Here is a 12,645-nt window from a genome sequence, read left to right as displayed (position 1 = left end):
TCATTGCAAGTGCTACGGCAATGGGCACACGAAGTAACCTCATCTTAAACACCATGAGAATTACCGGCACGTTTCGGCATCAACAGACCGATGGCCAGGCAGATCAACGCCGCCACCAGGCCCAGCCAAAAAACATCGATAACACAATTGCCGATGGCCTGGTGCAGGACATTACGGGCGGTCACCGACAGCTGCTGCTGAACGTCCGGACGGAAAAAATTCTCGAAATTCTTCTGGATCTGAGCCATCACCGCCGGAGGAACGGCCCCTTGAAGATCCGATGCATTCAGCGAATCCGCCACGCGGGCGAAGCGGGCGGTGACAATACTGCCGCAAACGCCGATTCCCACCGTTCCGCCAAGGGTACGGGTGAATTGATGCGACGAGGTGGCCACGCCCAGGTCCTGCTTGTCGACACTGTTCTGGACCACCAGCAGGGTGGCGATGGAGGTGAAGCCCATGCCCACACCAGCCAGGCTCAGGGCGAGGCAGCAGGCCCACAGGCTGGTGGCGGCAGAAAACCGCACGGCCATGAGACAACCGACGATCAGGACCAGTCCACCGGCAAGAGAAAAGTTTTTCTGCCCCCAACGGTTGGCCTGCCGACCGCAATAGAGGGCGCCGGCGGACCAGCCAAGGCTGAGAAACATCATCACCATCCCCAGCTGGGCAGGCGTGCGGCCCAGTGCTCCCTGAATGAAGATCGGACTGAAGGCGGAAAGCGAAAAAATGGCCATACTGGCGAAAAAAACCAACCCGTTGCCGGTGGAAAACCCCCGCAGTTTGAAAAAATCAAAGCGCAGAATCGGTTCGGTCGACCGTTTTTCCGCCGTGTAGAAACCGACGGCGGAAAGAAGAAACAGGGAAAACAGGCCCAATATAGGTGGCGACGTCCATGCATACTCGCGTCCGCCCAGCAGAAAGGCGGTGAGAAAAACAAGGATCGCCGTCACCAGGGTGACGATGCCGGCGTAATCGATCTCGATAACGTTGCGTTTTTCGCGAGTCTCGGTGAGAAAAAGCCAGATGCCGACCAGTGAAATCAAACCGATGGGAATGTTGATATAAAAAATCCAGCGCCAGGAGACCCAGCCGACGATGAATCCACCCATGGAGGGCCCCAGCACACTGGCCAGCCCCCATACGAAACTGGCATAGGACATCATGCGTCCGCGGTCCTCCGGCTCGGAGATATCCGACAGGACGATATAGACCAGGGCAAAATTACCGCCGGCGCCGATGCCCTGAATCGCCCGGAAGATTGTCAGCGCCATCATGCTGTGCGCGGCACCGGCCAGCACGGAACCCACCAGGAAAATCAGAATTGAAATCAGGTAAAGGGTGCGGTTGGGAAAAAGATCGGCCAGCTTGCCGAAGACCGGCAGGGCCACGGCCCGGCTGAGCATGTAGGTGGAAAAGACCCAGCTGTAAAGATGCAAACCGCCCAGCTCGGACACGATGGTCGGCATGGCGGCGCTCATGATCAGGGTGTCCAAGGCTGCCAGAAAAAGCGCCAGCAGGGTCGCCAGAATCAAAAGCAGACGGCGATGGGGGGTGAGATCTCGCGGTGGCGCCATTGTTGTCCTTTCATGGATGCAGGGATGTAAATGAGGGCTTGATAATAGGTCTGCATGATGGCGGTTGCAAGCACGCGGCGCTTTTTAAGGCTGTCGCTTTCCATCAAACTTTGGTAGGAGAACACGACCATTCACGGATCGGCCGAACAAACCAAAATCATGTCGAAAGCCATGCAAAAGCCCAATATCATTCTGACCGGTTTCATGGGGACGGGGAAAACCACGATCGGTAAACGCTTGGCCAAAGAGCTGAGCTACAATTTCATCGATACCGACGTCATGATCGAGAAACGGGCGGGAAGAACCATTCAAAAAATTTTCGAGGAACTGGGCGAGTCGGCGTTCCGGAAAATGGAGTCCGCCGTCGTCAGTGAAATCGCCGGCATGCAGGGCCAGGTCATCGCCACCGGCGGGCGGTTGATGCTCGACCCCGGCAATGCCGCCGCCCTCAGCCAAACCGGCATGGTGTTCTGCCTGGTCGCAACGGCGGAAGAGATATTTGAACGGGTTTCCAAGGACAACCAAAACGTACGGCCGCTATTGGCCGGCGAGGACCCCATGGCACGCATCGTCAACTTGTTGGAACAGCGCAAGGACGGTTATGGCCGTTTTTCACAGATCGAAACCTCCCTGAAAACACCCGACGAGATAGTAAATATTTTACTGGCACGGTTCCAGATCAAATTCAGATCGACAATTGCCCATAAGCGCCAATGAATCCATTGAATCCGTCAAGCATACAAAAAGGACATGGCCTGCCTCAGATCGCCGATGGCAATCTGGCCCGGAGCTGACGACGCCTGCCCGATGGCGAAGGTGATGTCCGAGCCGAAAAGCCCGCCGGCCATGCGAGTGATGACCCCCCCGCGGGCCATGGAGATGGTGACCAGGGGAATCGTCAAGGCTTCCGTGCGGGCTCTTAAGGTGGCCTGGAGCAAAGTCAGGACATCCGGGTAACCGGTCGGCATCACGGCCACCTTGGCGATATCGGCCCCCAGGGTCTGGGCCTGTTTGAGTTTATCGACAATGATGTCTTCGGCAGGAGTCTTCTTGAAATCGTGGTAGGAAAGGATCAGTTTCACCCCATAATTCCCGGCAGCGCTGCGTACCGCGTCGATAAACGCGTCATCGTTGATCAACTCGATGTCGACGATGTCGATCTCTCCGGACCGGATCGCCGCCTCAATGAGTGCCAGGCGGGTCTTCTGGGACAAGGCCTGCATACCGCCCTCATCCTCGATGCGGCAGGTGAAAATCAGCGGGATATCACCGATGACCGAGCGCAGCGCATCGATTGCCGCCAGGCAGTCCGCGATCTCCCCGATCCCTTTGTAGCCATCCACCCGCCACTCGATGATATCCGGCGACAGTGGCCGCAGTACTTTCGCCTGATCGATCAATTCCTTTTTATCCACGGCCACCAGCGGAATGCAGATCCGCGGGTCTGGTCCGCCGATGACAACATTGCGGACGCTAACCTGGGTTTTGCTTTGAAGTCTCACGCACGTCTCCCTGTTCTTGAGAATGGACGAAAACGCGCCGCATGCGTCCGGGCAACGGGCGCACCAGGGTGGTTTCGAGATAGTCGACCGCCTCACACAGAGCTGCCAAATCGATCCCGGTTGCAATCCCCATGGATTCAAACAGGTTCACGGCATCCTCGGTGGGCACGTTGCCGGCCGCGCCTTTGACGAAAGGGCACCCACCAAGGCCGGCCGTGCAGGTGTCGAAACTGCGCACACCGGCTTCATAGCCGGCAAACATATTGGCCAGCCCCAAACCACGGGTGTCATGCAAATGCAGGGAGATCCGGATGCCGGGAAAGGCGTCCTGCACATGGGTGACCATCTTCCGAATCGCCAGGGGGGAGGCCATGCCGGTGGTGTCGGCCAAATTGATCTCCTTCACGCCCGTGGCAACCATTTTTTCGGTGGCCCGCAAAACGGCATCTTCCGAGATTCGCCCCTCGTAAATGCATCCAAAAACGCATTGCAGCCCGGCACGCACGTCCAATCCCGATTTCAGGGCGTCGCCGATCAGCCGGGTCATCGACGCCAGGGCTTCGGCGGCGGGTTTACGGGCGTTTTTACGGCTGTGGGTATCGCTCATCGAAACGGACATGCTCAGGTGGGAAACACCGCAATCAAGAGCCCGTTCCAGGCCCTTATCGTTCAGTATCAGTGCAGAAACCACGGTCGCATCCTGTTTGCCGATGGTGCGGACCAATTCGTCCGTGTCCGCCATCTGGGGAATGATCCTTGAATGCACGAAGGCCCCCACCTGGATCCGTTTGACTCCGGCGTTGCGCATCAGCCGGAAGAGGTGCAGTTTCTCCTCCAGGCTGAAAATTCTTGCTTCCACCTGAAGCCCGTCTCTCAGGGCCTCGTCCTCCAGCAGCAGTTCAGGCGGGGTTGCCTTAGGATGCATTGCCAAATTCCTTTTCCTGATGCCGGTTTCAACCCAGTAGCGATCCAGACCAATTTAACAGCCATACACGCTTTTTCAACCATGATTCCAATCTTCGCCGTGCGCAATATGAACCGGGCCTTAGCGGGGAAAGAGATTCAACGGCCGCCTTGCCGGAATGAGCATAAAAAACAGGCGCAGCCTTTGGCTGCGCCTTTGTCCTGACCTGATGCCGAATCGGATCCGTGGGCCGGCCCTATTTTACCGCCACGGCAATCCGGTAACACCGCAAGCAGCGCTCCGATTCTTTAATCGCCTGGCTGAGGCTCAGGCAACCTTCCACCTCACTGAAATCGTTGATCCGCGTACCCGGCGGCAGCACCGCCGGTTCGGCGCGCTGGGTGATCCCGTCAAAAACAAAATCCTCGTCCGGCTCAAACACGCCGCAACTGTTGACCAGGGTCTGCAGGATTTCCGGAATTGTTGGCTGGCATTCCCCCTGTTCGATGTACTGGGCAATGTGCCGGGCCGCCTTTTTACCAGCTGCCAGGGCGGCGATCAGGGTGGCCGGACCGGTGATGCAGTCACCGCCGCCAAAGACCGACGGCGTGCGCGACTGGAAGGTCATCTGGTCGACAATCAGGGTCTTCCAGCGGGTCAGCGAATCCTCCTCGGGAAGCACGCAGTCCACCACGCAGATCTGTCCCACGGCCGGGATGATGGCATCGCAGTCGATGACGAAATTGGAGCCTTCCACCGGCACCGGCCGCCGCCGGCCGGAAGCGTCGGGTTCGCCCAGTTCCATGCGCTGGCATTCCAGCCCGGAAACCTTGCCCTCGGTGTGCACAATGCTGACCGGGGCCACCAGATAGTGAAATTTAACGCCCTCCTCCTTGGCCTCCTCGATTTCCTGGGGATCGGCCGGCATCTCGGCCTCGGTGCGGCGGTAGAGCAGGTTCACATCGGTAAAGCCCGTGCGCAGGGCCGAGCGGACGCAATCCATGGCCACGTTGCCGCCGCCCACGACGACCAGTTTTTTGCCCTCCACCGGCCGCCGGCCACGGGAGACTTCAGCCAGGAAATGGATCCCGGTCATGAAACACTCGTATCCGGCGTCTTCTCCCTCACAGCGCATTTTGGAAGATTCCGGGGCACCCACGGCGAGAAAGATAGCCCGGTAGCCTTCTTTGCCCAGTGCATCCAGGGTGATGTCCTCCCCCACATTGACGCCATAACGGATTTCAGCCCCCATTCGTTCCACATCGGCAACCTCGTAATCCATGATGTTGCGGGGCAACCGGTATGAGGGAATGCCGTAAGTGGCCATGCCCCCGGCGGTCTCCTGGGCTTCGAAGATGGTGGTGTGGTAGCCCATGGTTCCCAGGTAATAGGCGCACGACAGCCCGGCCGGACCGGCGCCCACGATGGCCACCCGTTCCGGTTTGTACACTTCGGGCGGTTGCTGGAGTGATGGGGTGCCGGTCCGCATTTCGTTATCGGCCAGGAAGCGCTTCAGGGCGCGGATGGCAATCGGCTCATCCAGGCGCCCGCGACGGCAACTGGCCTCGCAGGGACGCACGCAAACCCGGCCGATGGTCCCGGGCATGGGGCAGTCCTGCCGGGCACGGGCCAGGGCCTGCGCGAAATTTCCCATGCGGATGCCTTCCACATAGGCCGGGATATCCACATTGGAGGGACAGGCGCTGATGCATGGCGCCGTTACCGTCGTTTCGCAGGGCTGCTGCGGAACCTGGCGTTTTTCCTTGACCGTGGCGACAAATTGATCCGCAAAGCGATCCAAGATTTCCAGGGTGGGCGGGGCGAGGCAGCGTCCCACGTCGCAACGGGCCGCTTCGGAAACAAATATCGCCATGCGGCGGATTTCGTCTATATCAGCAAGCTCTCCCTGCCCGCCGCAAATTCGATTGATGATCGAAACCAGCCGCTGGGTTCCTTCACGGCAGGGGGTGCATTGGCCGCACGACTCATTGGCCACTTTCTCCAGGTAGACACGCAGAAGGTCCACGGCATCGGCGGTTTCATCCCACACCACCATTCCTTTCCAGCCCAGCAGGGCCTTGAACGGCATGGAGCCGTTGGAATCGTCGGCTGCGGTTGCAAACAGACCGGCCGCCTGATCGGACCACCCTTCCCAAGTGCATAGCAACGGCGCTTTCATGAGACACCACCTTTCGTATTTATGTGGGAGAGATAGGATCGAAAAAGATTCTCATACTACAAAGAATGCTACCGGGTCAATCCATGACAACCAATTCCATCAGGGTAAATTTGTTCTATTTGTAACCCATTGATTTTACATGTCTGTGAAATATAAAGCGACTTTATCATTTCAGTGGGTTAGCATTAGAACAGATTCACCCTGACCAATTCCATCGACCGGCATTGCCACCGTTTGGAACGGTATTATAGTCACCCCAGTGGAATGATTGTCCTCCTATACGCAAAGACAAGGAGTTTGCCATGGCACAAAAAACGGATCGGGAAGCAGGCCAGGTTCAGATCTGGGACTTACCGACGCGTATCTTCCACTGGGCCCTGGTTGCATTCGTGGGGGGGTGTTTCGTGACCGCAAAGCTGGGTGGCAACCTGATGGTTTACCATATATACAGTGGCCTGATGGTTCTCGGGTTGCTCCTCTTTCGAATGGTCTGGGGCGTTGTCGGAAGCCGCACGGCACGCTTTTCGCATTTTGTCCGCGGCCCACGAGCCGCCTGGCAATATGCCCGCTCCCTGACGGGATCGCACCCTCAGCACGTTCTGGGTCACAACCCCTTGGGCGGGTGGTCCATCGTTGCCATGCTGCTGGCGCTGGTGATACAGGCCACCACCGGTTTGTTCGCCAATGATGAGATTTTTACCTATGGTCCGCTCTATTCCATGGTCAGTGAGGCAACCAGCATCAGGCTGACAGAAATCCACCGTCTCAATCAGGGCGTCATCGCTGGTCTTGTGGGCCTGCATCTTTTGGCCGTGCTGTTCTATCTCGGGGTGAAGCGTGAAAATCTCATCATGCCCATGATTAACGGCCGCAAGCCAGGCTCACCATCCCCGAAAACCGAATTAAAAACGCCACCCTTGTGGGTGGCGTTGCTGGTGCTGGCCTTTGCCGCCGCCTCGGTTTACTTCATAGGCTGGTAATTGCGCCACAGGCCCCTTAATGTGAAAATGATCGGCTGGCTACCTTGACCGGTACTCGCCATGGCACGCCTTACAGGTTTTCGCCACGGCACCAAACTGGGCTTTGATCGCACCCATGTCTCCTTCAGAAGCCACGGTGCCGAGCTTTGCGGCCGCTGTCTCAAACGCGCCGGCCGCTGTGGTAAATCCATGCCTGTCCTTCAACACCTTGGACGCCATGGTGGTGTCGCCTTTGTCCGTACCGGGCACCATGCATGCCTCCCAGGCCAAGGGCGCCAGGGTTGCCACCAGGCCGGCATTCTTCGCCACGGTGTTGCGATCCGTTGCACTGCCAAGTGACGCTCCGATCTGCCCGAAATGATGCCCCAACAGAACCATTACCGCTTTGCGGTAGGCGATGGCTTTGCCAGGTTTGGCAAACTGAGCGTAGGCCACTCCGGCCACGGCGACAACCAGCACACAGCAAACGGCATAAAAAAACCCTTTTCGCATCATAACTGCTCCTTTCGTTTTTTTTGAAAATGTATCGTTTCAGCGAACCATTCAAGCGATGACCCGATGGGTGGCCAAAGTTACCAGAAGCGATCAGGCAAGGTCTTCATGGACTTGAATCCCCTGAACCAGCGGGGAGGGGGCGGCGACGACCTTTCTAATGCTATAGTCAAAGAAGAGATAGGTGGTTGATCCGGTTGCGCAAATTTCCCCGTCCCGGTTGATCTGAAAGTCCATGACGACGGCTTTGGATTTGATTTTACTGACGCGGCATTCAACCTTGATGGAATCTCCCAGTTGGAGCTCTTTCTTGTAGGCGCACCGGGTTTCGGCGGCGATCAGATCAATGCCGGATGTGTCGCTTCCCACCTTGTGGTCGAGCATGGCGAAATAACCGTCGCAGGCCAGTTGGAAAAAAGAGAAATATTTTTCATAGGCCACATGGAACTCGTTGAGATCCGCCTTCCGGACGGTAAGGTCCAAACAAAATCGAAAGCCTGACATCGGTTCAACTCCTTCAGGGAAAATGAGATTGTAAAAAACGTTGTCCTTGTTATGAAACCACGATTCGATGATTTCCTGCTTCGGAAAACAACTGCTGGCTTTCAAAAACGCGATGCCATGACGGTCCGGCCATTCATCAGCATGGCAACGCCGGATAATCCGTATATCCCTTCGATCCGCCGCCATACATCGTTTCAACATCCAAAGCGTTGAGCGGTGCATTTTGGCGGAAACGGGCCACCAGATCCGGGTTGGCGATGTAGGCCTTGCCAAAGGCCGCGGCATCGGCGATCCCTTTTTCCAGAAGCTGCGTGGCACTCGCCTGGGTGAGCTGTTCATTGGCGATCAGGGCGCCGCCAAAGGCTTTTTTCAAGGCCGGTGCCAGCGTCGGCGCATTAAGGTGTTCCCGGGTAAAGATAAAGGCGATGTTGCGTTTGCCCAATGCTTCGGCCACATAACCGAAAGTTGCCGCCGGATCGGCGTCGCCCATGTCATGGGCATCCCCCCGGGGTGCCAGGTGAACCCCGACGCGACCGGCTCCCCAAACGGAGATGGCCGCGTCGGTCACATCCAGCAACAGCCGCGCCCGATTTTCGATACCGCCGCCATATGGATCGGTTCTGTGGTTGGTCGTGCTCTGCAGAAACTGGTCCAACAGATAGCCATTGGCACCGTGCACCTCAACGCCGTCAAAACCAGCTTTTTTCGCATTCTCGGCTCCTTTGCGAAATGCGTCGACAATACTGGGGATTTCATCGGTTTCCAGGGCTCGAGGCACCACAAAATCCTTCTTTGGACGTAACAGACTGACGTGCCCCTTGGCTGCAATCGCACTGGGAGCGACCGGAAGCTCGCCATCGAGATAATAGGGGTCTGAAATACGACCGACATGCCATAATTGAAGGATCATCCGGCCGCCGGCCTGATGCACGGCGTCAGTCACCGTTCGCCAGCCGTCAACCTGATTGTCTGACCAGATTCCGGGCGTATCGGGATATCCAACCCCCATTGGGGTGACCGAGGTTGCCTCGGAGATGATCAGACCGGCCGAAGCCCGCTGGGTGTAATATTCCGCCATCCGCGCGTTGGGCACCCGGCCTTCACCAGCACGACAGCGAGTCAATGGTGACATAACCATGCGGTTGGGAAGGGCAAGCTCACCCAACCGAACCGGATCGAATAAAGATGCCATAGTTAACCCTTCCTCAGAGTGATGGCGCCCGGCCACGATTGTGCCGGGGCACCATTTGGGGACGTTTGGATGGACACAAGATAGGACTGTTTTAAAGATACGCCAGTCCCAATATGAAGTTCAGTAAAGTTCACAAAAAAATCAGTTTGCCGATGTGGGCGATCAGGCGCTCTTTCGGCAAGGCGTGAAAACGGCGGACATATCGGGAATATGTCCGACGTTTTCACAACGCGGTCAGGTGGGGCAGGGCTATCGCATGTCACTCAGGTTTTCTTTTCGATTTCGATAGCGATCCCGATTTCGATCTGGATCATAGTAACGATCCGTACGCGATTGCCCTGTCAGGTGGGGTGCATCGACTTGCAACATGTAGAAATTATTTTCCGCGGCCCTTGCGGCGCCGTTGACGTTCACGGACGATGATGTCCAGCTCTTTGCTCATCTGACCGGCAATGGCTGTATTTTCCTCGGCCCGGCGGGTCAGATAGGGCAGCGTCGACTCGACCGGGCCGTAGGGCAAATACTTGGTAACGTTGTAGCCGGCTTTGGCCAGGTTGAAGCTGATGTTGTCACTCATGCCGTAAAGCTGGGCAAACCAGATGTGGGGATGGTTGTGGGGCACGCCTTTTTCATTCATGCGGTGCATCAGCAACCGGCAACTGTACTCGTTGTGGGTGCCCAGACACAGTTCGACCACATCGATGTTGTCGACAAACAGGTTGATCGCGCGGTTGTATTCGTCGTCCGTATCCGCCTTGGACGGGTTGACCGGTGAGGGGTAGCCCATGTTGAGGGCGCGCTCGCGCTCTTTTTCCAGATAGGCGCCGCGCACGATTTTGACGCCCAGTCGGTAGCCGGCCGCGCGGGCCTTTTGGATCAGGCCTTCGAAATAATCGATGCGGTCCCAGCGATAAAGCTGCAGGGTGGTATAGACCACGGCCCTCTTTGTGTTGTAACGGGCCATCGCGGTTTCGGCCAGCCGGTCCATGGCGTCCTGGACCCAGCTCTCTTCGGCATCGATATAGATCGGTTTTTGCGATTTTTTCGCAGCGGCGCAGATGGTGTTCAGGCGGGTTTCGATCCTCTGCCAGGCCTGCTGCTCGGCGGTTGTCAGACGCTTTCCGGCGGAGACCGCTTCAAAGAGGTCAAAGGCGCCGATGGCGGAGAGTTTCATGCAGGTGCAGGGGATGTTCGGATTGGTCGCGGCCTCCTGGATCACCGCCAACAGTTCCCGGGTGGTACTTTCAAAACCGGCCTCATCCTGATTGCCCTCCACCGAGTAGTCCAGAATGGCGCCGATGGTCGAGCGGCCCAAAGTGGCGATGACCTGGCGGTATTCCCGGCTGGATTCACCACCGCAGAACTGTTTGAACACCGTGCTTTTGATGAGCCGCTTGACCGGAAGCCCTGCTGCCAGACAGATTTTGGCGGCCTGGGAGAGAACGTTGACCATCAACGGATTTTTGGTGAGCGAGAAGATCAGGTACGACAGAAACAGCTCCCCGTTGGATTTGTTCTGGAAGGCCACCTGCGTATCGTCGAAGGAGACGGGCAGATCGAACTCATTGGTTTGATTGTGGATTGTCATAAAAGCGCCCTTCCCCTATTCGGCCTGCATGAACGGATAGTCGAACGGCCCGGCCGCATCAAAGCTCTCTTTGATCGTGCGCGGCGAAACCCAGCGCATCAGGTTGCTGGCCGCGCCAGCTTTGTCATTGGTGCCGGAGGCGCGGGCACCGCCGAAGGGCTGCTGGCCGACCACCGCACCGGTGGGTTTGTCGTTGATGTAAAAATTGCCGGCGGCGTTTTCCAGGGCGGCCATGGCCTGGCTGATGGCCTGGCGGTCGTTGGCGAAAATCGCACCGGTGAGCCCATAGACAGACGTCTCATCGCAGGTTTTCAGGGTTTCCGGATAATCCTCGTCCGGATAGACGTAGACCGTTAGCACCGGCCCGAAAATCTCTTCCTGCATGGTTTTGAACTTCGGATTGGTGGTCAGGATGATGGTGGGTTCGATAAAGTAGCCCTGGCTGTCGTCGCAACCACCGCCGGTGACAATCTTGGCCTCCTCCGCCGTTTTTGCATACTCGATGGCGCTGCGGATGGTGTCGAAGGCGCCTTTGTCGATGACCGCATTGACGAAATTCCTGAAATCGGTCACCGGGCCCATTTTGATGCGGCCCACCTCCGTTTCCAGAATGCCGCGAACCCGCGGCCACAGCGACTCGGGAATGTAGGCCCGCGAGGCGGCCGAGCACTTCTGTCCCTGGAATTCGAAGGCGCCGCGCACGCAGGCGGTGGCCAGCGAGTCCACGTCGGCGGAGGCATGGGCGAAGATGAAATCCTTGCCTCCGGTTTCGCCGACGATGCGCGGGTAGGCGCGGTAGCTGGTGATGTTCTTGCCGATGGTTTTCCAGATGTGCTGGAAAACGGCGGTCGAACCGGTGAAATGGACCCCTCCCAGATGGGGCGATGCCAGACAGACATCGCCCACAACCGATCCGGGGCCGGGCAGGAAGTTGATCACGCCGTCGGGCAGGCCGGCCTCTTTGAAAATCTGCATCAGCAGCCAGGGGGTATAGACGCTGCTGGAGGCCGGTTTGAGGATGACGGTGTTGCCCATGATGGCTGGTGCAGCGGCCAGGTTGCCGGCGATGGCAGTAAAATTGAACGGGGTCACGGCCAGCACGAAGCCTTCCAGGGGGCGGTACTGGGTGTAGTTCCAGGTCCCCTTGGATGAGCGCAACGGCTGTTCGGCATAGATGGTCTGGGCAAAATAGACATTGAACCGCAGAAAATCGATCAGCTCGCAGGCGGCGTCGATTTCAGCCTGAAAGGCGTTTTTGCTGGTGGAGAGCATGGATGCGGCGTTGATTTGAAAGCGGTATTTGCCGGATATCAGTTCGGCGGCTTTCAAAAAGATCGCCGCCCGTTCCTCCCAGCGCAGGCGCTGCCATCCGGTTTTGGCGTCCATGGCCGCCTGGATGGCCATGCGGGCCTCTTCTTCCCCGGCCTGGTGGTAATCGGCAAGTTTGTGCGCATGCTGGTGGGGCATGACCACCTGACCTCGGTTGCCGGTGTTGACTTCCCGGCCACCGATGATCAACGGGATTTCGATGGTTTTTGCGGCCAGTTCGGACAGGGCGCGCTTCAATTGGCTGCGTGCCGCGGAGTTGACCGCATAGTCGAACTGCGGCTCATTGACCGGCTCGGGGACACGAATGATGCTGTTATTTAATAGATTCATACTGATCTCCTTGAAAAATGGATGGTACGGCCATACGGCTTTCCCAAAAGATAAGCAATGGGAGTGCC

At 57.6% G+C, this 12,645-nt stretch carries 11 protein-coding genes; 2 read left to right on the top strand and 9 right to left on the bottom strand.

Going from position 1 to position 12,645, the window contains the following annotated elements; all coding sequences use genetic code 11:
* Nucleotides 1-44 precede the first annotated feature (44 nt).
* Nucleotides 45-1,577 carry an MFS transporter gene (locus GN112_RS18475; protein ID WP_155311572.1) on the bottom strand — a complete coding sequence of 511 codons (1,533 nt, stop codon included), beginning with the start codon at nt 1,575-1,577 and terminating at the stop codon, nt 45-47.
* 171 nt (nt 1,578-1,748) lie between these two features.
* Here GN112_RS18475 and GN112_RS18470 point away from each other — a divergent pair, with 171 nt between their 5' ends.
* Nucleotides 1,749-2,294, top strand: coding sequence for a shikimate kinase (locus GN112_RS18470; RefSeq protein ID WP_162458997.1), 546 nt, complete (start codon nt 1,749-1,751; stop codon nt 2,292-2,294).
* Nucleotides 2,295-2,308: 14 nt separating this feature from the next.
* Here the strand turns inward: GN112_RS18470 and aroD are convergent, their stop codons facing one another.
* From aroD to GN112_RS18455, 3 genes are all read right to left on the bottom strand, one after another.
* A complete protein-coding gene (gene aroD / locus GN112_RS18465; protein WP_162458996.1) occupies nt 2,309-3,079 on the bottom strand; it encodes a type I 3-dehydroquinate dehydratase in 771 nt (256 codons plus the stop codon).
* A complete protein-coding gene (locus GN112_RS18460) occupies nt 3,051-4,004 on the bottom strand; it encodes a hydroxymethylglutaryl-CoA lyase (protein ID WP_155311569.1) in 954 nt (317 codons plus the stop codon). Before GN112_RS18460 ends, aroD begins: the two co-directional genes overlap by 29 nt.
* Before the next feature lie 235 nt (nt 4,005-4,239).
* On the bottom strand, nt 4,240-6,162 hold the full coding sequence (locus GN112_RS18455; RefSeq protein ID WP_155311568.1) for an FAD-dependent oxidoreductase: 1,923 nt from the start codon (nt 6,160-6,162) through the stop codon (nt 4,240-4,242).
* Nucleotides 6,163-6,464: 302 nt separating this feature from the next.
* On the opposite strand from GN112_RS18455, the gene GN112_RS18450 reads away from it, so the two are divergent.
* Nucleotides 6,465-7,142, top strand: a complete 678-nt coding sequence (locus GN112_RS18450; protein WP_155311567.1) for a cytochrome b/b6 domain-containing protein — start codon at nt 6,465-6,467, stop codon at nt 7,140-7,142.
* Between the two features lie 39 nt (nt 7,143-7,181).
* On the opposite strand, the gene GN112_RS18445 is transcribed toward GN112_RS18450, so the two are convergent.
* The 5 genes from GN112_RS18445 to pruA form a co-directional block, all read right to left on the bottom strand.
* Nucleotides 7,182-7,637: a c-type cytochrome gene (locus tag GN112_RS18445; RefSeq protein ID WP_155311566.1), complete on the bottom strand. Its 456-nt coding sequence runs from the start codon at nt 7,635-7,637 to the stop codon at nt 7,182-7,184.
* Between the two features lie 90 nt (nt 7,638-7,727).
* Complete coding sequence (locus GN112_RS33635; RefSeq protein WP_162458995.1) at nt 7,728-8,138, bottom strand: acyl-CoA thioesterase; 411 nt, start codon at nt 8,136-8,138, stop codon at nt 7,728-7,730.
* A 136-nt stretch (nt 8,139-8,274) separates the two neighbouring features.
* Entirely contained in the window at nt 8,275-9,330 is a 1,056-nt protein-coding gene (locus tag GN112_RS18435) for an alkene reductase (protein ID WP_155311564.1), read from the bottom strand.
* Between the two features lie 376 nt (nt 9,331-9,706).
* Nucleotides 9,707-10,918: a proline dehydrogenase family protein gene (locus GN112_RS18430; protein WP_155311563.1), complete on the bottom strand. Its 1,212-nt coding sequence runs from the start codon at nt 10,916-10,918 to the stop codon at nt 9,707-9,709.
* Between the two features lie 15 nt (nt 10,919-10,933).
* The gene (gene pruA / locus GN112_RS18425) at nt 10,934-12,577 is read right to left on the bottom strand and encodes an L-glutamate gamma-semialdehyde dehydrogenase (RefSeq protein WP_155311562.1); all 1,644 of its coding nucleotides are present in this window, start codon (nt 12,575-12,577) and stop codon (nt 10,934-10,936) included.
* Nucleotides 12,578-12,645 lie beyond the last annotated feature (68 nt).

Origin of the sequence: Desulfosarcina ovata subsp. ovata, from assembly GCF_009689005.1 — a bacterium.
Taxonomy (GTDB): Bacteria; Desulfobacterota; Desulfobacteria; order Desulfobacterales; family Desulfosarcinaceae; genus Desulfosarcina; species Desulfosarcina ovata.
Note: the sequence above shows the minus strand (reverse complement) of the source record. Positions and strands in the feature narration are given on the sequence as shown.